Annotated in this window: 20 protein-coding genes and 1 pseudogene; 7 read left to right on the forward strand and 14 right to left on the reverse strand. The window is 71.6% G+C overall.

What is annotated here, in order from left to right; genetic code table 11:
* The 8 genes from AB0D85_RS48600 to AB0D85_RS48635 all read right to left on the reverse strand — a co-directional run.
* A partial coding sequence (locus AB0D85_RS48600) for a biotin carboxylase N-terminal domain-containing protein (protein WP_281179312.1) occupies positions 1 to 96 on the reverse strand: 96 nt, incomplete at its 3' end.
* 26 nt (positions 97 to 122) lie between these two features.
* A complete protein-coding gene (locus tag AB0D85_RS48605; protein WP_362336839.1) occupies positions 123 to 968 on the reverse strand; it encodes an ACP S-malonyltransferase in 846 nt (281 codons plus the stop codon).
* Positions 969 to 1,188: 220 nt separating this feature from the next.
* The gene (locus AB0D85_RS48610; RefSeq protein ID WP_362336842.1) at positions 1,189 to 1,827 is read right to left on the reverse strand and encodes a monooxygenase; all 639 of its coding nucleotides are present in this window, start codon (positions 1,825 to 1,827) and stop codon (positions 1,189 to 1,191) included.
* Positions 1,828 to 1,920: 93 nt separating this feature from the next.
* Entirely contained in the window at positions 1,921 to 2,580 is a 660-nt protein-coding gene (locus tag AB0D85_RS48615; protein ID WP_362336845.1) for a hypothetical protein, read from the reverse strand.
* Between the two features lie 45 nt (positions 2,581 to 2,625).
* Entirely contained in the window at positions 2,626 to 4,104 is a 1,479-nt protein-coding gene (locus AB0D85_RS48620; RefSeq protein ID WP_362336848.1) for an FAD-dependent monooxygenase, read from the reverse strand.
* A gap of 7 nt (positions 4,105 to 4,111) precedes the next feature.
* Entirely contained in the window at positions 4,112 to 4,360 is a 249-nt protein-coding gene (locus tag AB0D85_RS48625; protein WP_362336851.1) for a ferredoxin, read from the reverse strand.
* A complete protein-coding gene (locus tag AB0D85_RS48630) occupies positions 4,357 to 5,658 on the reverse strand; it encodes a cytochrome P450 (protein WP_362336854.1) in 1,302 nt (433 codons plus the stop codon). The genes AB0D85_RS48625 and AB0D85_RS48630 overlap by 4 nt, the downstream gene beginning before the upstream one ends.
* A 33-nt stretch (positions 5,659 to 5,691) precedes the next feature.
* Positions 5,692 to 6,456: a hypothetical protein gene (locus AB0D85_RS48635; RefSeq protein WP_362336857.1), complete on the reverse strand. Its 765-nt coding sequence runs from the start codon at positions 6,454 to 6,456 to the stop codon at positions 5,692 to 5,694.
* A gap of 821 nt (positions 6,457 to 7,277) precedes the next feature.
* Here AB0D85_RS48635 and AB0D85_RS48640 point away from each other — a divergent pair.
* The 4 genes and pseudogenes from AB0D85_RS48640 (at position 7,278) to AB0D85_RS48655 (ending at position 10,034) form a co-directional block, all read left to right on the forward strand.
* Positions 7,278 to 7,739 (forward strand): hypothetical protein, encoded by a 462-nt coding sequence (locus tag AB0D85_RS48640; protein WP_362336860.1) that lies wholly within the window; start codon positions 7,278 to 7,280, stop codon positions 7,737 to 7,739.
* Positions 7,739 to 7,942, forward strand: a complete 204-nt coding sequence (locus AB0D85_RS48645; protein ID WP_362336863.1) for a hypothetical protein — start codon at positions 7,739 to 7,741, stop codon at positions 7,940 to 7,942. The genes AB0D85_RS48640 and AB0D85_RS48645 overlap by 1 nt, the downstream gene beginning before the upstream one ends.
* 649 nt (positions 7,943 to 8,591) lie before the next feature.
* Positions 8,592 to 8,867 (forward strand): annotated as a pseudogene (locus tag AB0D85_RS48650) (FUSC family protein); the annotation flags it as partial.
* 135 nt (positions 8,868 to 9,002) lie between these two features.
* Positions 9,003 to 10,034 carry a lactonase family protein gene (locus AB0D85_RS48655; RefSeq protein WP_362336866.1) on the forward strand — a complete coding sequence of 344 codons (1,032 nt, stop codon included), beginning with the start codon at positions 9,003 to 9,005 and terminating at the stop codon, positions 10,032 to 10,034.
* Positions 10,035 to 10,171: 137 nt separating this feature from the next.
* Here AB0D85_RS48655 and AB0D85_RS48660 read toward each other — a convergent pair whose 3' ends face one another.
* Together AB0D85_RS48660 and AB0D85_RS48665 are read right to left on the reverse strand one after the other, a co-directional pair.
* The gene (locus AB0D85_RS48660) at positions 10,172 to 11,095 is read right to left on the reverse strand and encodes a hypothetical protein (protein ID WP_362336869.1); all 924 of its coding nucleotides are present in this window, start codon (positions 11,093 to 11,095) and stop codon (positions 10,172 to 10,174) included.
* A gap of 142 nt (positions 11,096 to 11,237) precedes the next feature.
* Positions 11,238 to 12,248, reverse strand: a complete 1,011-nt coding sequence (locus AB0D85_RS48665; protein WP_362336871.1) for a BadF/BadG/BcrA/BcrD ATPase family protein — start codon at positions 12,246 to 12,248, stop codon at positions 11,238 to 11,240.
* 242 nt (positions 12,249 to 12,490) lie between these two features.
* Between AB0D85_RS48665 and AB0D85_RS48670 the strand changes: the two genes are divergently transcribed.
* A complete protein-coding gene (locus AB0D85_RS48670) occupies positions 12,491 to 13,168 on the forward strand; it encodes a uracil-DNA glycosylase (RefSeq protein ID WP_362336874.1) in 678 nt (225 codons plus the stop codon).
* Between the two features lie 93 nt (positions 13,169 to 13,261).
* On the opposite strand, the gene AB0D85_RS48675 is transcribed toward AB0D85_RS48670, so the two are convergent.
* Genes AB0D85_RS48675 through AB0D85_RS48685 form a run of 3 tightly spaced genes read right to left on the reverse strand, consistent with a single transcriptional unit; the run spans position 13,262 to position 16,250 of the window.
* Positions 13,262 to 14,095 (reverse strand): carbohydrate ABC transporter permease, encoded by an 834-nt coding sequence (locus tag AB0D85_RS48675; RefSeq protein WP_362336987.1) that lies wholly within the window; start codon positions 14,093 to 14,095, stop codon positions 13,262 to 13,264.
* A gap of 2 nt (positions 14,096 to 14,097) precedes the next feature.
* Positions 14,098 to 14,994: a sugar ABC transporter permease gene (locus tag AB0D85_RS48680; RefSeq protein WP_362336990.1), complete on the reverse strand. Its 897-nt coding sequence runs from the start codon at positions 14,992 to 14,994 to the stop codon at positions 14,098 to 14,100.
* 11 nt (positions 14,995 to 15,005) lie between these two features.
* Complete coding sequence (locus tag AB0D85_RS48685; protein ID WP_362336877.1) at positions 15,006 to 16,250, reverse strand: extracellular solute-binding protein; 1,245 nt, start codon at positions 16,248 to 16,250, stop codon at positions 15,006 to 15,008.
* A gap of 202 nt (positions 16,251 to 16,452) precedes the next feature.
* On the opposite strand from AB0D85_RS48685, the gene AB0D85_RS48690 reads away from it, so the two are divergent.
* Positions 16,453 to 17,259, forward strand: a complete 807-nt coding sequence (locus AB0D85_RS48690; protein ID WP_362336880.1) for a DUF427 domain-containing protein — start codon at positions 16,453 to 16,455, stop codon at positions 17,257 to 17,259.
* A gap of 44 nt (positions 17,260 to 17,303) precedes the next feature.
* Here the strand turns inward: AB0D85_RS48690 and AB0D85_RS48695 are convergent, their stop codons facing one another.
* Positions 17,304 to 18,389, reverse strand: a complete 1,086-nt coding sequence (locus AB0D85_RS48695) for an exo-alpha-sialidase (RefSeq protein ID WP_362336883.1) — start codon at positions 18,387 to 18,389, stop codon at positions 17,304 to 17,306.
* A 271-nt stretch (positions 18,390 to 18,660) separates the two neighbouring features.
* On the opposite strand from AB0D85_RS48695, the gene AB0D85_RS48700 reads away from it, so the two are divergent.
* The gene (locus tag AB0D85_RS48700) at positions 18,661 to 19,254 is read left to right on the forward strand and encodes a hypothetical protein (RefSeq protein WP_362336886.1); all 594 of its coding nucleotides are present in this window, start codon (positions 18,661 to 18,663) and stop codon (positions 19,252 to 19,254) included.
* Positions 19,255 to 19,379 lie beyond the last annotated feature (125 nt).

Consider the following 19,379-nt stretch of genomic DNA (forward strand, 5'->3'; position numbering starts at 1 on the left):
CGCGTAGACGGCCACGCTCCCGATCCCGGCGTCCCGGCAGGCCCGGGCCACGCGGACAGCGATTTCGCCACGGTTGGCGATGAGCACCTTGCGCAGCATGTGGGTGAAACCTCCACGGTGTGTCAGCGGGGGGCCGCGGCGGTGGCGGCCAGGATGTCGTCGACTGTCCGGGCGATCTCCTCGACGGTTCCGGTGGTGTGGGCGGGCAGCCCAGGCGCGATCTTCCGGCACAGTCCGGCCAGCACCCGCCCGGGGCCGGTCTCGACGAACCGGTTCGCGCCCCGCTCCGCCATGGCGGTCACCGTCCCGGTCCACCGCACCGGCGCGGTGAGCTGGCCGCGCAGGGCCGCAACGATCTCCTCCGCACTCCCCACCGGCTCCGCCGTGACACTGGAGAGCACCGGGATCCTCGGCGAGCGGAAGGCGACCGAGGCGAGGGACTCGGCGAACTCGTCCTCGATGTCCCGCATCAGACTGCAGTGGAAGGGCGCCCCGACACGCAACGGCACCACGCGCCGGGCGCCCGCCGCCAGCGCGGCCTCCGATGCCTTCCGTACGGCCGTGACCTGGCCCGAGACGACGGTCTGGCCGGGCTCGTTGAGATGGGCGATCTCGACGACCTGCCCGCTCTCGGCTGCGGCGGCCGCACAGACCGCCTCGACTCGGGCCGGGTCCAGGCCCGCAAAGGCGGCCATCGCGCCCGGAGTCCGCCGATCGACGGCGCCCATGAGCCGGCCCCGCAGCGCCACGAGGCGCAACGCGTCGGTCCAGTCCAGGACGTCCGCCGCCACCAGGGCCGCGTACTCGCCGAGGCTGTGCCCGGCGACCAGGTCGGCGTCCACGTCGTGGGCCCGCAGGACATCGAGGACGATCAGGCTGGTGAGGAACACGGCGGGCTGGGTGACCGCGGTGTCCTGGAGTTGCTCGGCGGGCCCGCGCCAGCACAGCTCGGACAGCTTGAAGCCCACCACTTCGTCGGCAACGCGGTAGTGCGTGTCCGCGAAGTCAGGCGGCGGCCCAGAACGTCGAGCCCCATGCCGACCCGCTGGGATCCCTGGCCGGGAAAGACGAAAGCCGTCGATGCCATCTCACCTTGTCCTTCTCTGGTCGACGGTGGACACGCGCTCTGTTCAGGGCATGAGAAGGGCCCAGGTCCGGGGGACCTGGGCCGGGTGTGGCGCCGGTACGTCAACGGCCGACGGCGCCTGCCAGGATGTACCGTTTGCCGCCGATGCCGCGCACGCCGGGCATCGTGATGGCCTCCAGGCACTCCTTGGGGCGGCTGCTCTTCATGAACTCCTCGTGTGCCGCCTCGTCGACCCACTCGGCCCAGTTCAGTACGCGGGTGCCGTCGAGGCTCATGTGGAAGTGCGAGGCGACCAGGCCCGGGAAGGGGGTGCCCAGCGGGCCGTCCACGAGGTTGTCGATCGAGCGCCGCTGCCGGTCCCGGCCGTCCACGTCGAAGACGGGGGCGACCAGCGCCGTGGGGACGCTGCCCGGCTCCAGTACCCGGCCCCGGTAGAGCTTGTAGCGCACCGGCTCCGTGGTGTTCTCGTCGGGTTCGCCGAGCCCCCCGTCGCGCACGAACGCGCGGTAGGCGTCGTCGGAGGTCCACTGGGCGTACGTCAGCACGTTCTCGCCCTCGGTGCTGGTGAAGACGCTGACGGAAAGGAAGCCTTCGGGCAGAGGGCCGCTCCGGTACGGGGTCAGGATGCGCTCCACCTCCGTTCGCTGGAGTTCGGGAGTCCCGACGTACAACGGGGTGACCAGCGCGACTCCGGCGTCCGTGCGGGTGACGTCCGGGAACCGGGTGGGGGCAGCGGTCATGGGGTTGCTCCTTCTCACCAGAAAGCTGTGGTCACCAACCATCCTTGCAAAAGCGGGAGTTCGGTGGGCCAGGCGGTTCCTCTCGGCCACGTCTCAGGAGCCGATGGCGCGATACAGGTGGTAGCGGGTGAAGCCGATCGGGCGCACCCCCGGGGTGTCCGTGGCGAGCCGCAGCGACCGGTGCCGGGTGGCCCCTTCGAGGAACGCGACGTGTTCCTCGTCGCTCGTCCACTCGGCGAAGTTGATCACCCTGGTGCCGTCGCGGCTGACGTGGAAGTGCGAGGCGATCAGCCCGGTCTGCTCGTCGCGCGGCGACTTCTCGATGTTGTCCGTGACGGAGGAGACGATGTGCCGCTGCCGCCCGGGCCCGTCGACGTCGAAGCTGGCGATGACGATCGCGGCCGGCGGTCCGGCCTCGGGGGCCAGCAGCACACTGTGGTGCAGGCGGTACTCGACCGCCTCCACCGCGGCTGCGGCCCCGGACAGGCCCTGGACGAAAGGGCGGTGGCTCTCGGACCGGGCCCACTGGGCATAGGTCATCACGGTGAAGTGCTCGCTGCCGGTGCTCAGATAGCAAGAGAAGGAGAGGAGATCGTCGGGTTGGGAGGCCTTCTCCCAGGCGTCGGCGACCTCGTCGAGCACCGCCCGGCCCTGTTCCTCCCCCGTCACGTACCAGTGACTCATGAAGACGGCGGCCAGGTCCGCGCGGTCGATGTCGGGCGGAGTGGCCGGGTCGACCCGGGTGTCGGTCATGGGCGTCCTGCCTTTCGGGTTTCCGGTCTGTCGTGTTGGCCGTGCTCAGACAGCGGGCGCGCCGAAGTGGCGGCGCAGGGCCGCGTCGAGGTCGCCGTCCCCGGACACCCAGGCCACGTATCCGTCGGGGCGGACCAGTACGGCGCCGGCCTCGACCGTCTCGCCGGTCGGCGGGGTTTCGGCCAGGCGAGCGGGGCGGACGTCCACGCGGGGTGCCCACTTGCGGGCGGTGCGGCCGGGCCCGGGGTCGTCGGCCAGGGACAACAGCACTCCGCGGGCCGGATGCAGCAGCCGGGTGCTGCGGGTCTTCTCCCCGTCCTCCAGCACGAGTGGCACGTCCGGCAGCCGCCGCCCGAGCAGCGGATGAGCGCCGGGGCCGACGTCGTAGCGGATCTCCAGGCCGCTGACCAGCCCGGCGAGCAGCCTGGCCGCCTCCTCGCCCCGGAACACCTCGGTGAGCACCTCGCGCAGCGGCTGCGTCTCGGGCCCGCCGAGGAAGAGCAGGGCCTGGGCCCGGGTGTTGCGCAGCAGGGCGGCGCCGACCGGGTGGCGTTCGGCGTGGTACGTGTCGAGCAGCGTCCCGGGTGTCCGGCCGGTGACCACGGCGCCCAGCTTCCAGCCGAGGTTCACCGCGTCCTGGATGCTCACGTTCATTCCCTGACCGCCGGCCGGCAGGTGTACGTGCGCCGCGTCCCCGGCGAGCAGTACCCGGCCACGGCGGTACTCGGTGGCCTGCCGGGCCGCGTCCCCGAAGGAGCTGACCCACACCGGGGTGGCCGTGGAGATGTCGTCTCCGCTGACCCGCTTCCAGGCCTCCGCCACCTCGTCGAAGGACGGCGGCCCGGTGCGCCGCCGTGGCGCGCGGCCGTGTTCGGAGACCACGACCCGCACCATCCCGTCCCCGAGGGGCGCGGCCAGCAGCATGCCGCCCGGGCGGCGCTCTCCCGACCACTTCGGCGGCAGTTCGAGGTCCCGTACGTCGGCCAGCAACAACTCGGCGGTGGCGTCGATGCCGGGGAAGTCGAAGCCCCCGGCCCGTCGCACCACGCTCCGTCCGCCGTCGCACCCCACCAGATAGGGTGCTGTGACACGCAGCTCCCCGTCAGGTCCCTCCGCCTGTACCTCGACCCCGTCACCGGAGTCGGTGAACCCGGTCACCCGGCACCCTCGGCGGACATCGGCGCCGAGCTCCGCGGCCCATTCACCGAGTACGGCGACGGTACGGGCCTGGGAGACGCCGGTGACGCTCGCGTGCCGTCCGTCGCCGACCGAGAAGTCCACGGGTACGCTGCCGAAGTGGCCGCCGGGGGAGCGGTTGAGCTCGCCGAACCTCGGCAGCAGCCCACGCTGGTCGAACACTTCCAGGGTGCGCGCGGTGAATCCCATCCCCCGCGACTCCGCGGTGGGCCGGTCCTCCTGCTCCAGCACGACGACCCGCGCGCCGGCCAGCCGGAGCTCCGCGGCCAGCATCAGCCCGGCGGGCCCGGCCCCCGCCACGACGACGTCGGTGTCCCATGTCCGCAATGTGCTCTCACCCCTTGCTCTCGTGTCCGGCCGTGGAGTCGGTCTCCTCGGCGACGGTGATGGCGCCGGTCGGGCAGCAGTCCGCGATGGCGCGCAGCCGTTCCGGCCGTTCGCCCCGGCCTTGGTCCTCCGGGCCGCGGTCCTCCTGGGCGACGGCGATGCCGTCGTCGGCCAGCAGGAACAGGTCGTCGGCCATCGCCTCGCACAGCCCCGTTCCGAGGCACAACGTGCGGTCGATCCGGGCGACAGCCCTCATGACGGCCCGCGCAGACCGGTCGGGACGGTCACGTCCGGGTCCCCCTGCCGGGGGTCCCGGTCCGCGGTCTTGCCCGACACGGCGACAGGCAGGGCGACCAGACGGCGGATCGCCCAGTTGTCGATGTACCGCACGGTGTCCCGAGGCGCGTCGAGCCGCAGCTCCGGAAAGCGTTCGAACAGGGCCGGGATGGCGATTGCCCCCTCCAGACGGGCCAGCGCCGCGCCGAGGCAGTTGTGCAGCCCGTGCCCGAAGCCGACGTGCCGGTGACCCGTCCGCCGCAGGTCGAGCAGTTCCGGACGCTCGAACCGGCGGGGATCCCGGTTCGCCGCCAGCAGCCCGACGATCACCGGCGCGCCCGCCGGCAGAGTGGTCCCCGCCAGTTCCACCTCCTCGGTGGTGACCCGGAACAGGGCGGTGCTCAACGCGCCGTCGTAGCGCAGCAGTTCCTCCACCGCCGGCTCGGCCAGTTGCGGATCCGTACGCAGCAGGTCAGCCTGACCGGGGTGGTCGAGCAGGGAGAGCACGGCGTTGCCGATGAAGCCGCGCACGGTGTCGCTGCCGCCCATGATGACGGCCGCGACGATGCCGGTCAGCTCGTCCTCGGTCAGCTGGACACCGTCGTCGCCCTGGATCAGAGCGGAGGTCAGGTCGTCGTCAGGCCTGCCACGCTTCTCGGTGACCAGTTCGGCGGCGTACTCGCAGATCCGGCCGAAGCCCTCCGGAGCCTTGTGGATCAGTGCCGGGTCGGACGGGAACGCCGCGTTGAGCGCGCTGACCAGTTCCCGGTGCCGTTCGATCCGCATGCCGAGGATCTCGCCCAGGACACCGGCGGCCACCTCCCCGGCGTAGTCGTCCATCACGTCGAAGGTCTCGCGGCTCGCACAGTCGTCGAGGATCCGGCCGACCTGCTCCCGCACGGTCGTGCGCCACTGTTCCACCCGGCGGGTGGTGAACGCGCCCATCGCCCGCCGCCGGAGTCGGGTGTGGTACGGCGGGTCGACCACCGTGATTCCCCGCTCCAGGATGGTGCCCTCGGCGGCCACCAGACCGGCGGCGCGGAACTCGGTGTTGCCCCAGGTCCCGGCCTCGGTGCTGTAACGCTGGTCGGCCAGCACGGCCTTGACGTCGTCGTAGCGGGTCACGAGCCAGGTCCGTACGTCGCCCACGGGGAAGCGGAACTCATGAACGGGCGAGTTCTCCCTGAGCCAGGCCAGGGGCGTGTGCGGGTCCTGGTAGTACTCGGGGGAGAACAGAGCGGTGGGCGGCCCCACGGGGGCCGACGTCGGCAGCGTCATGGCTGGTCCTCTCTCCTGATGCGGATCTCGGGGTCAGAGCGCGTTCCAGACGGCGGCCGTGGGTGCGAAGAAGCCGCGCAGCGGGGGTGGGAACACCCCGGCATCGGCCGCCGTCTCCACCAGCCGACGGACATACCGGCCCAGCCGCTCCACGTCGGCGGGCGCCAGTGCCTCGTACGGCTGCCGGTCGAGACGGCCTGTCTCCGCTTCGACCTCGTCCCGTACGGCGACTCCGCCTGGGGTCAGCCTTCCTTGAACGTCCATCAGCCCGCGGTCGATGAGCCGCTCCCGTCCCGCCGACCATTCCGCCTCCGTCCAGCCGCGCATGGGCATGACGATCTCCTTGGCCATGCCGTGACTGCTCGCGCAGTCGATGACCAGTGAGTCCACGCCCACCAGCTCGAAGTGACCGAGGACGGAGATGTGGCCGTCGCCGCGGTACTCCCGCAGCATCGTCGCCGCGTGCCACAACGCCACATGGGGCCGGTCCGGCAGGTCGAGGGCCGAGTTCGCCGCGTACACGGGGCGTCCCGCGGGAGCGCATGCGGCGGCCGCCGCGGTCGCGAGCTTCGCCGCTTCCGCCAGCTCCGCCGACCATACGGTGTCGGTGCCGAGAAGCCGCTCCAGTGCGACGGCGACCGCTTCCTGGCGGGCCTGGATCGCGCGCGCGGGCGATATCAGCGTCCAGAGCGCCGGGATTCTCTCGGCGATGAGTCCGGGCGCGAAGGAGCTGAACACAGCGGTCACCACGGCGGGGTCCACCGTACCGAGCGGGGAGGCCCGTCCGGCCAGATACACACTCGAATGGTCGGTTATGCCGAATGGTGCGAGTTCGGTCGCCAAATCGGTCGTGAAGTAGGGGATCGAATGAAGAGCGTTCACTGCTTGCGCACAAGGCCGTGCACCTCTGCGAATGCTGTGCTGATCATCCATGAAGCCCTCGAAGGTGGGGTCGTGATCGGGCACGAAAAACCCGCCGGGCCGAACGCCGGCGGGCGGAGGAAGGAAAAGAAGACCCAAAAAAAGAAAGCCACCGCAATAAGTGCAGGTGGCTGAGCTTTTGCTGGGGGATGGGCAGACCGATGGCCCGCGAAGAGTGTGACAGTCGTCGGCGAGCGATGTCAACTCCCGTTCCCCTCGGGCCTATTGGTCTACACCATGATTGCCTCGTCGTGCGTGACGTGTCCCACGCGAGGTCGTGTTGACACGTGCTGAGCAGCTAGTACAACAATTGATGGTTGTAGCGACCAATGTCGGATCCGGGGGAGCAATGGCGCTCTTCGCCTGCCTTGGTTACGTCACGATTACCGCTGTATTGACGTCTGATGGCGTTGTTGTGGAGCGGTGCGCGCCGGGGTGTCTAGACGTTTTCCGGCCAGCCTGTGAGTGCTTACCGCAAACTAACGGATCATCCGTGATACAGGGATGCGAGGCCAGCAGTGCAAGAGCATAAAGATTGCTCGGAATCGTTAGCCGGGCGGTCCAGGAACCAGTGTCGTACGCCCAGGAATGAATCATCGCGCCGTTCGCTCGGAGAGAGCCTGCGTGTCAGGTTGAGTGATATTGGTGAGGTCTATCGGGAAAGCGAGGAAGAACTGACCGCGCTGGGCGGAAGGCCGATGGAGCGGATCAGCGGCACCCGCTCGGTGGGCATACGCCTCGACGAGAGAGTGCTGTCGCTGCGCTCGCAGATCGCCAGCCTGTTGACCTCCTGGGCGGGTCTCGTCGTCGCGGAGCGCCGGTCGGTGACCGCTCCCGGTGGGGAGGTCCCCGCTCTGCTCCGCTTTCTCGGCAATCACGTGCGGTGGCTGTCCGAACACCCGGCGGGGCCGGACCTGGACGTGGAACTGGCCGCACTCGCGGACACTTCCCGATCGCTGCTCGGTCCGAGGGTGCATCGGGTGTCCCTGGGGGGATGCTGCCACCCCGGCTGCACCGCGCCCCTGTTCGCATTGCTCTCCGGTACGGGAGAGACCGCCTTCTCCCGCGTGGGCTGCGACAGGGGTCACACGGTCCCGCCCGCGGAGTGGCTGCTGCTCTCCGGCAGGGTCCGCACGGCGTTGGGTGAGGGTGGACCGTGATGGCGAAGGAGGGTCGGCGGACAGTGCCCACCGAACTTGCCGCCCTGGCGGCGGGTGTGAGCCAGGCCACCATCCGCAAGTGGGCGAGCCGGGGAAAGATCACCCGCTACGGCAGTCCGCAGCGCGCCGAGTACGACTTGGATGAGCTGTACGAGATCCTCGCCCGTGCCCGCCGGGGGACGGGGTCCGGCCCCGCCTCCTGAACATGTCACCCCGTGTCGCCCTCCGCCGGCCGCTCACTTGTCCCGCCGTGACGGCGAGAACGCACTCTTCGTCTGGCGGTCCATGGTCCGCGACGTGTCGGGCGACCGCGTCGGCTCCGGGGCGGGCGTACCGCTCCAGGGAGCGGACGGAGGTGTGGCGGGAGCGGGCCGGCAGCGTCGGGGCAGAGGTGCCGTCCAAGGCGTCGTGCGTCAGGGCGCTGTGCCGGAGCCGGTGCGGTGGCCGGCTCTCCGGGACCTCGATGTCTTGGGGTGAGGCGAGAGGGTTGGCCGGCAGCCGAGTGTTCTCCTCGAAGATCTCTTCGGCCCGGCGGTAGGAGAGCCGGGCCCGGCCGGTCTCCGGGCACACGTCGAAGGCCGACGTTCCGGCGAGGGCCTCGCGGCCGGTGAGGAACAGCGGGCCGCGGGTGCGGCGGGCGGTGAGGCGCGGCAGGAGCTGGGCGGTGCCGGATTGCCGGTGGATCCACTGTGTTGCCCCGCCCTCGCCGGTGATCTTCCCGTGCTCGTGCTGCGGGTACAGGTCTTCTCTCGCGGGGCGACGTCCAGGCGCCACAGGCCGGCGATCTGCTTCTCGCCCGGCGGCGGGCTGACTGGTACGGAGCCGCCGGAGTCGATCGCCGTGCCCGCCCTCGTCCTCGCCCTGCTGGACGACTGCGCCCGGGAAATCCGCGGTCTGGTCGCCGTCGCCGCCGACCCGGAGGCCTCGCACGACGCCCGGCCGGCCGCCGCCTGCTGGCGAGTCGAGGCGGCCGTAGCGGCCCTGACCAGGGGGTCGGAGCACATCGCCGACCCGGCCGAGCCGCCCACCGAACCCGCCCTCGCCCATCTGCACGGCCTGGAACGCGCCCTGGCCGAACTCGGCGAACCCCTGCGCACCCCCTCGGGCTCCCCGCTGGTCGGCGCCTGAGACGCGCCGCCCCGGACGTCTTGGTCTAGACCGCCAACTGCTACCGTCGGCCCCGGGTCGACTCGTACTGACTCGTACCGACGCGCATCGGCTCGTATCGGCTCGTATCGAGACTCGTATCGAGAGGGGACAACGGTGGCAGACGGCGGCAGGCGGCGGAGGGCGTTCATCGGGTCGTTCACGGCGGCGGGCGGACCCGGGGTCGTCACGGCGGCGGTCCATCCGCACAGCGGCGCCCTGGCCCTCCTGGAGAGCGTCGACGGCGTCCCCGACCCGTCGTATCTGGCGCTCGCACCAGGCGGGCGCACCCTGTACGCGGTCAGCGAGACCGCCGACGGCGCGGTGGCCGCCTACCACGTCCACGACGACAAGCCACGGCTCGCCGGACCACCGGTCCCGGTCGACGCCAGCGGCCCCACCCACCTGGGCGTCCTCGACGGCCACGTCCTGACCGCCAACTACGGTTCCGGCAGCGTCACCGCCGTCCCCGTCCGCCCCGACGGCACCCTCGCCGGCACCCCCTCCGGGGTCCTCCAGCACACCGGCTCGGGCCCGCACGAACGGCGCCAGCGCGGCCCGCACGCCCACCAGGTGCAACCGGACCCCAGTGGCCGCTGGGCGGTCAGCGTCGACCTCGGCACCGACTCGGTCCGTGTCTGCACCTTGAGAGACGGCGCCCTCGCCGTCCACCGCGAGATCGCCCTGCGCCCCGGCTCCGGCCCCCGCCACCTGGCCTTCCACCCCGCCGGCCGGTACGCCTACGTGGTCAACGAACTCACCCCGACCGTCACGGTCTGCCGCTGGGAGGCGGGCACCGGCTCCCTGAGGCCGCTGAGCGAGACCCCGGTGCTCCCGGGCGCCCCCGCCGGCGACGCGTACCCCTCCGGCATCGCGGTGTCCCCCGACGGCCGCTTCGTCTGGACGGCGACCAGGGGAGAGGACGTCCTGACCACGTTCACGGTCGAGGAGGACCGCCTGCACCTGACGGCGACGGTGCCCTGCGGGGGCCACTGGCCGCGGGCGCTCACGGAGTCGGAAGGGTTTCTGTACGCGGCGAACGAACGCTCAGGGAACGTCACATGGTTCGCCATCGACCCGGAGACCGGCCTGCCGCGTTACGACGGCTCGGTGGAGGTCCCGGCGGCCTCCTGTGTGATCTTCGGCTGAAGAGCGCCCCGCAAGGGGCGCGGGGAACCGCGCGACCAGCCCCCACCGGCCCGCAGCCGAGAACGGTCCGCACCGCCCCGGAAAACAACCGACGGGGCCCTCCGGGAAAGGACCCCTCCGGCACGGCCCGACCCGCGTCAGCGAACCGGCGCCCCCTGCGGCTGCTGCGGAGCGATCCCGAGCGCCGTCGTGTACTTGGCCAGCGCCAGCTTCCCGATCGCCGGATACGGGCCCAGCGGCTCGGCGGTGGCGCAACCGGCCTCCTCGGCGGCCGCGGCCAGCAGGCCCGCGTCGATCTCCGGCCCTATCAGATACGGCGCCAGCGCCAGCTGCTGCGACCCCGACCCGCGCAGCTGGTCGGCGACGGACGCGATCGAGCCCTCCTGGTCCAGCGCGGCGGCCATCACCGGCACGGCGAGGCGCGCGGCGAGCAGCATGCCGGTGATGCCGGCGGCCTGGACGGCCTCCTCGCCGCCCACGGACGCGAGGATGATGCCGTCGGCGGCCGTCGCCACCGTGAACAGGCGCGCGCGGTCGGCACGGGCCAGCCCCGCCTCCGAGAGGCGCACGTGCAGGGCCTCGGCGAGCAGCGGGTGCGGGCCGAGGACGTCGGTCAGGTCGGCCGCGACCCGGCTCTCCATGACGGCCTGGCGGACCTGGCGCAGCAGCGCGCTGTCCGGGCCGGCCAGCAGCGGCACGACGACCGCGACCGGGCCGTCGGGCGCCTTGATGCCCTCGACACCGGCGGCGACGGCCTGCTCGTAGCGGGCGGTGCGCTCCTCGGCGGCACGGGCGAGCACGGACTGGAGGGTGGGGAACTCCGTGTCGTTCCCGTCCAGGTACCCGATGCGGGCGTCCAGGCCGGGCAGCTCGGAACGGGCGATGCTCACGACCTCCTCGGCGAGGCCGCGCGTGGCCGCGCTGGGCGTACCCGGCACCGCGAGGACGAGCGCGGGCGCGTCCTCGGGCGCCACCAGCGGCTCGGGGCGGCGGTGCCGTCCGGGCTGGCGGGGGCGCGGCATTCGTACAGGCAGGCCGGCGGGCCCAGTGGGGGAGCTCATGGCGCCGCATGTTACTGGCTATCTGGGCTCCCTTGTTCGGGGAGGGTGCAGGTGAGCGGTATCCGTCCGGTTTTGTCTGATGAGTTACGCATGATTCGGAGGTGATCCCATCATCTGTCGGACACTTCATGCCCCGATGGGATCAATCACCTTTTGTGTGCACCACGGAGAACATCCGTTCATCACCCGGCAGAGTGAGCCGCCCGATGACCAGGTCACTCGCGACGCGTACCGCTCCGCACAGCGGATCGCCCTCCGCCGGTACCTGCCGCGCCCGCGGCAGCAGGCCGGTCAACTCCTCCGCCAGGGGCACGAGAAGCGGGTCGCCCAGCTGGAACAGACCGCCGGTGAGAGCGACTCGGGGCTCACCGGCCGTGGGGCAGACCGCGGCGGCCGACTCGGCCATGTGCCGGGCCGCGGCACGCAGGATCCCGGCCGCGACCGGGTCGTGTGCGGCGCGGTCCGCGACCAGCGGGGCGAACGAGGCCAGTACGGCGGGCCGGTCCGTGCGCGGATAGAGCAGCCCGGGCAGCCCGGGCAGCGGCCCGAACCGCTCCTCGGCAGCCGCCCGCAGCGCGGCCGAGCCGCCGTCCCGCCCGTCGAAGGCGCGCAGCGCCGCCTCCAGCCCCGCCCGGCCGATCCAGGCCCCGCCGCCGCAGTCGCCCAGCAGATGCCCCCAGCCGTCCGCCCGCCGCCACCCGGTGAGATCGGTACCGATCGCGATCAGCCCGGTACCGGCGGCGACCACCGCGCCCGGACGCGGGCCCAGCGCGCCGACGTACGCCGTCACGGCGTCGGCGGCCAGCGCGACCGTCCGCACGCCGAGCTCGCGCGTCAGCGCGCCCGGCAGCTCGGCCCGCAGCGCGTCCCCGAGAGTGGCCAGCCCCGCCGCACCGACGACGACCGTAGCCACCCCGTCCAGCCCGTACTCGGCGATCAACGCCCGAGCCATGGGCAGGAGTTGCTCCAGCAGATGCCCGGGGTCGATGCCGCGCGCCCCCGTACGCACCGGCTCGCGGGACTCCCGTGGCCCCGAGGGAGCACGCCCCGGCACCCCTACGACGGCCCGCAGCCCTGAACCGCCGGAGTCGACGGCGAGAAAGCCGGGCCCGGAGCCTTCGGATCCGGTGGCGGGAGCCCCCGCGCCGCTCACGGCAGACGCCGGTCCGCCGGCACGGGCGAGGGATCAGGGTGCCGCGAACGAAGGAGTGGCTTGAACGCTGGATGGGACAAGCTCCCCCGCCTTCCTGGTGACCGGCTGCCTGATCCACTCGACTGTCCCGAGGGTCCCGACGATCTCGACGAGGACGAAGAGTAGCGGCTGAGGGACGGCTGCTGCGCGGAGGTGCGACTGCGTGTGCGGGGTGTCAGTCTGTGCCAGTAGAGTGACGCGCCGTGGCACCACGACCTTTGCATGAACTTGTTGAAGCGGGCTGGGCGAAGGCTCTTGAGCCTGTCGCCGAACGTATCGCGGCGATGGGGGACTTCCTCCGCGCCGAGATAGCGGCGGGCCGGACCTACCTTCCGTCCGGGGCGAATGTCCTGCGGGCCTTCCAACAGCCCTTCGACGACGTCCGCGTCCTGATCGTGGGCCAGGACCCCTACCCCACGCCGGGAATGGCCATCGGATTGAGCTTCGCGGTCTCGCCCGATGTGCGTTCGCTGCCGGGAAGCCTGGAGAACATCTTCCGGGAGATGCACTCCGACCTCGGGCTGCCCAGGCCGTCGAACGGCGATCTGACGCCGTGGACGCGGCAGGGCGTCCTGCTGCTCAACAGGGCGCTGACCACCGCCCCGCGCAGCCCGGGCGCCCACCGGGGCAAGGGCTGGGAGGAGGTCACCGAGCAGGCCATCCGGGCCCTTGCCGCACGCGGTAAGCCGCTGGTGTCGGTGCTGTGGGGGCGGGACGCGCGCAATCTCCGCCCGTTGCTCGGCCAGTTGCCGGCGATCGAGTCCGCGCATCCGTCTCCGATGTCGGCGGACCGTGGCTTCTTCGGCTCCCGCCCGTTCAGCCGGGCCAACGACCTGCTCGTCGAGCAGGGGGCACAGCCGGTGGACTGGCAACTGCCGTAGCGCGCAGGAGGACGACCGCCGGCCGATCAGCCGGCGGTCGTGCTGGAGCCGGTCGCGGGCCCCGTCGCGGTCGGCAGGGGCCGATGCGGCCCCTCAGTCGATCCCGGACCGTTCCACGCCTGCCACGATCCACCGCTGGAAGCACAGGAACACGGCCAGCAACGGCAGGATCGACACGGCCGCCGCGACGAACAGCTCGTGGAGCCTGACGACCTGGGACGTGGTGAAGGACGACAGCGCCACCTGCACCGTCCAGGCGCTGCGGTCCTGCCCGATCACCAGCGGCCACAGGAAGGAGTTCCACGCGCCGATGAACACGATCGTCCCGACGGCGGCGAAGACGGGCCGTGCGTTCGGCACGACGATCAGCCAGTACGTCCGCCAGTAGCCCAGCCCGTCGACCTGGGCCGCGTCCTCCAACTCCCTTGGAAAGCCCAGGAAGTGCTGCCGGAAGACGAAGCAGGCGAAGGCGGAGAACAGCGTCGGGACGATGAGCCCCCGACAGGTCGAGATCCAGCCCAGCGACGACACGAGCACGAAACCCGGGACGAAGGTGACGGCGGCCGGGACCGTCAGGGTGCCGAGGACGGCGTAGAAGACCTTGTTCGCGTGCCGGTAGGGGATGCGGGCCAGGCCGTACCCGGCGAGCGAGGCGAGCAGCAGGGTGCCGAGCGTCGTCGCGACGGCGATCAGCGCGGAGTTGAGCAGCGAGCGGGCGAAGGGGACGGAGGCGTCGTCGAAGAGCTCCGTCACGTTCCCCCACCTCAACTCCGAGGGGAAGAAGGTCCATTCGGGAGCCGTGATGTCCCGCTCGCTCGACAGCCCGTTGCGCACGAGGAGATAGAAGGGGATGAGGAAGAGCAGCGCCAGCGCGATCAGCAGGACCAGCCGCAGGGCGCGGCCGGCTCGTACCACCGAGTCCTCCATGGTCACGCCTCCCTCCTGCCCAGACCGAACCAGCGCGCCTGACCCACCGTCACCACCACGACGATCAGCGAGAGGATCACCGCACCCGCGCTGCCGAGCCCGAGGTTCTGCCCCTGGCCGAGGGCGATGTAGTAGAGGTAGACGAGCGGCGGACGGGCGTAGGGCGGGTAACCACGGGCGTCCGAGAGAAGGTTGTAGAACTCGTCGAAGGCCTGGAAGGCGTTGACGACGAGGAGCAGGACGACCGCGACCGACGTGGCCCGCAACTGGGGCAGCGTGATGTGCCGCAGCATCTGCCGGCCCGGCCGGGCGCCGTCGACCGCGGCGGCCTCGTACAGCCCGGGGTCGATCCGCTGCAGCCCGGCCAGGAAGAGGATCATGTAGAAGCCCGCCTGGAGCCACAGCCGTACCGTCACGATCACCAGCCAGTACCAGGGCGGATCGGTGGTCGACAGCCAGGCGACCGGATCGCCGCCGAACCAGCCGAGCACGGTGTTGGCGAGCCCGAACCGCACTCCGCTGAAGACCGACATCTTCCAGACGAGGGCGGCGACGACGTAACTGCACGCGGCCGGGAGGAAGAACACCGACCGGAAGAACGCCCGTGCCCGGCGTACCCGGTTGACCATCAGGGCGAGGGCCAGCGAGAACACGTACGTCGCGGGCACGATGAACGCCGTGAAGACCAGGAAGGTGCGCAGGCTGTCGACGAAGGCGTCGTCCGACAGCATGGCCGTGTAGTTGTCGAGGCCGACGAAGTCGGTGGGGGTGACGGTGTTGTGGGCGTCGAAGAGGCTGAGGGCGACGCTCCACAGCAGCGGGACGTAGGTGAACAGACCGAGCCCGAGGGTGAACGGGCCGACGAAGATCCAGAACCACAGCGTGCGGTTGCGCACCATGTGCCGGGCCGTCACGACTTCCTCTTCACCCGGTCGAGTTCGGCCGACACCGTGCGGACGACCGTCCGCAGCTCGCTCTCCGGGTTCGCCCCGTTCTTGATGATCCGGCTCAGCGCGTCCTGGTAGGCGGTCTGACTGGCCGGAGTCCACAACAACGGCTGGGCGTAACCGTGTTCGGTGGTGAGGCGGACGGCCTCGGCGGCTGCGCCCGACTTCAGCCGGTCGGCCTTCCTGGCCAGCGAGATGCGGGCGGGGATGTGAAAGCCGTAGGAGAGCGCGAAGTCCTCCTGGTAGTCGGTGCGTTCGACCCACAGCCACCTCACGAAGTCCTTGGCGGTGGCCTGATGCCGGCTGCGGGCGCTGACGGCGGCTCCGTACGCGCCGACGGGCACGGAGGGAGCGCCCGATCCGTCCTCGGGGAACGGCAGCACCCCGAAATCGTCGCCGAGTTCCTTCTGCACCTGGGGCAGCGCCCACAGGCCGGACCACTGCATGGCGGTCAGACCCTGGAGGAAGGCGGACGGGTCGGACCAGTCGGCGGGGGCGCCGAGGAGCAGGGACCTGTCGGCGTACAACTGGTGGAGCTTGGCGAGGGTGCGGGCGGCGGCCGGGTCGTCGAAGCCGACCTTGCCGTCGTCGGTGACGAGCTGAAGTCCGGCCGCGTACAGCGGAGTTCCGCCGACGACCCCGGCACCGCCGTCGTTGCCGAGGAAGAGCCCCTTGGTCTTCTTCGTGGTCAGCTTTCCGGCGGCGTCGACGAGTGCGTCGAGGGTGACCGGCGGCTGTACGCCGGCGTCGCTCAGCAGGCTCTTGCGGTAGTAGAGCAGCTGCGTGTCGATGACCTGCGGGATGCCCCAGATCTTCCCGTCGTACGTCTTCGGGGTGAGCACGGCGGGGTTGAAGTCGTCCTTGACGCCGTCGAGCAGGTCGCTGAGGTCGACGACCTGGCCGCCCTGGATCTGGTCGAGGGTGGGACTGCCCTCGAAGACGTCGGGGCCGGAGTCGGTGAGCAGCGCGGCGGCGGTCTGCTGGTCGTAGTTGCCGGGCCGCCACTCCACGCCGACCTTCGCCTGCCTGTACGCGGCGGCGTACCGTTCCACGGCCTGCTGGGTGCCCGTCTCCCCGTACTGGTGGTACCACTGCGACAGCTGCGGCCCCGCGCCGGCGTCATCGCCGCGCCCGGTGTCGGACCCGCAAGCGGTGAGCAGTCCGGCGCCCGCCCCCGCGGCGAGCAGTGCCCTGCGGCTGATGGTCATGGTGCGTGCTCCCTGACGGTTGTCGTTGCACGGCCCAACGATCAATCAGGCGGAGGGATTACGACGGGAGTGTTGCGGCAGTCCGTCCGGATCCGGGCCCGGCTACCGTGGTGGAACCGCGAGCAGCTCGCCGCCCGGCGGGGGAACCGCCCCCCCCACGTCGCCGAAGTCACCGTGTGAACCGTCCGAAGGAGCGCCGCCGATGACCGCACACCCCACCCTGCAAGCCGTACGGACCACCCCCGAAGGTCTTCTGTGGGAGCCCGGCGAGCGCTGGGTGCGCGGCCGCACGGGCGACATCACGGTCGTCGACAGCCGCCGTCCCGTCCTGGTCTGGGAGCCGGGCGTACCCGTCCCGCTGTACGCGTTCCCGCGCGCGGACGTCCGCCAGGACCTCCTGCGTCCGGCGAAGAACCCGCCGGTCGGCACCCACACCGGCTCGCGGATCTTCTACGACCTCGACCTCGGCGGCGAACTGCTGGAGAACGCCGCCTGGACCTTCCCGGCCGCGGACCTGGCGGACCACATCGCCTTCGAGTGGTTCCGGCGCAGCGGCAGGGGGCTCGACCACTGGTACGAGGAGGAGGAAGAGATCTTCGTCCACCCCCGTGACCCGCACAAACGGGTGGACGCGATCATGAGCAGCCGCCACGTCCAGGTCTCGGTCGACGGCACGATCGTCGCCGACACCCACCGCCCGGTCCTGCTCTTCGAGACCGGCCTGCCCACGCGCTACTACATCCCGCGCGAGGACGTCCGCCTCGACCTGCTGGAAGCGACCGAGCACCACTCCGGCTGCCCCTACAAGGGCACCGCCGAGTACTGGTCGTGGCGTGGCGATGCGGACGTGCCGCCGAACATCGTCTGGAGCTACCCGGACCCGCTGCCCGCGGTCGGCCCGGTCAAGGGCCTGCTCGCCTTCTACAACGAGGAGGTGGACATCACCGTCGACGGCGAACGTCTGGAGCGCCCGGTCACCCACTTCAGCCGGAAGCCCCCGTCGATGTGACCGCCCACGGCGCCGTGGCGCCGGACGCCGTGCGGATCCCCGGCTCAGGCGATCACCGCCGCGCGTACGCACAGGACGTCCGGCAGATGGGAGGCCAACTGGCGCCAGCTGTCGCCGTCGTCGGCCGAGGCGAACACCTCGCCGTTGCGGTTGCCGAAGTACACCCCGGCCGGGTCCGCGTCGTCCGTGCAGAGCGCGTCGCGCAGCACCGTGCCGTAGTGGTCCTCCGGCGGCAGCCCCGCCGACAGCGGATCCCAGGTCCGGCCCGCGTCCGCCGTACGGAAGACCCGGCAGCGGTGCTGGGCCGGCACCCGGTCCGCGTCGGCGTTGATCGGGAAGACGTACGCCGTCTCCGCGCGGTGCGGATGGGCGGCCGCCGCGAAGCCGAACGTGGACGGCAGGCCCGCGCCGATGTCGGTCCAGTGCGCTCCCGCGTCGTCGCTTCTGTACACCCCCCAGTGGTTCTGCAGATACAGCCGGTCCGGACTGCCCGCGTCCTGGGCGATCTTGTGCACGCACTGCCCGAACTCCGGGTTCGGATCCGGCAGGAACACCGCGGAGACACCGGAGTTGGAGGGTGCCCAGCTCGCGCCGCCGTCGGTGGTGCGGAACACCCCGGCCGTCGAGACGGCCACCGTCACCGCCTTGGCGTCGCGCTGGTCGGTGACGACCGTGTGCAGGCCCTCGCCCCCGCCGCCCGGCACCCACTGGTCGCGCGTGGGGTGCTCCCACAGCGGCCGGACCAGGTCGAAGCTCTCCCCGCGGTCCTCGGAGCGGTACAGCGCGGCCGGTTCCGTGCCCGCGTACACCACCTCCGGTTCCGCGGCGGCCGGGTGCAGCTGCCAGACCCGCTCCAGCGAGGCGCGGGTGTCCTGGGGGAACTTCACGGCGGGCCGCGCCGGTTCGGTCCAGGTACGGCCCAGGTCGTCGGAGTGGAACACCGAAGGCCCCCAGTGCGCGCTGTCGCCGCCCGCCAGCAACCGGGGCCGCTCGCCCCGGGTGTCGACGGCCACCGAGTAGATCGCCTGCGCGTTGAAGTAGGGACTCTCGTCGAACGCCCAGGTGCCACCTCGCCGCCGCCCGAGAAACAGCCCCTTCCGGGTCCCCACGGCGAGCAGTACTTCGGTCATGCCGATCACCTCCATGACGCCTTTGTCACAGCCAGCACTCAGATATCGGCCAGTCTGCACCTCACCACTGACAGCCACCTCAGGGATCGCGTCATCGCAGGTCACCGCCGTCGTGTCGACCGGTCGGACAAGTCGGGGGAACGCGTTCCGGAAGACGCCTGCGCGAGCGGGGCCAGTCGTGCGACCGTCGACTCGGAGTTCGCCGTGAGCAACGGGGCGGCATCTCCCGTATGGGAGGGCGGTCCGGGCTGTCCGTGCGCGCGTGAGGAGGATGCCTTTGAAGGCGTTCCGTGGTCCGAAGGTCTGGCTGTGGCGCTGGCAGCGCAATCCGCTGAAGCGCCGAGCCGACACGGTGGAGGCCTGGGTGCTGCTCGGTGCCTGGCTGTTCACCCTCCTGGCCGGGGTGCTCGCCGGGCTCGCCGCGGCCCGGTCGGTCGAGGACGGACTCGCCCGCGAGCGCGTCGAATGGCACCCCGTCGTGGCGCATGTCATGGACAAGGCCCCGGGGACGTCCGGACCGAAGGCCGAGGACTCCGGTGGCGAGCGGGTCTGGGCGAGGGTGGGCTGGACCGTCGCCGACGGCTCCGCGCACACCGGTCAGGCCCGGGTCGCGGCCGGCAGCAAGGTCGGCACCCCGGTCACCGTCTGGACCGACCCCCAGGGGCATCTCGTCACCCGGCCCGCCACCGCCTCCGAGGCCCACTTCCGGTCCGCGCTGATCGGCGGCCTGGTCGGGCTGAGCGCGGCCGCCGTCCCGTTCGTCGCCGGGCTCGTCGTGCGCGGCCGGCTGGAGCGGCGACGGATGGACCGCTGGGACGCGGAATGGGCCCGACTCGGACCACAGTGGGGCCGGATGACCGGCTGAGATCGCGCCCCGGGCCCGGGGCGATCAGCTGGGAGTGTAATCCGGGCGGATTGGCTGGGAGCGCGACCGGGCCGACCGGCTGGGAGCGTCGCCTGGTCGACCGGCTGAGATTGGCGTCCGAGTCG

Origin of the sequence: Streptomyces sp. NPDC048277 (genome assembly GCF_040652235.1) — a bacterium.
In the GTDB taxonomy this organism is placed as follows: Bacteria; Actinomycetota; Actinomycetes; order Streptomycetales; family Streptomycetaceae; genus Streptomyces.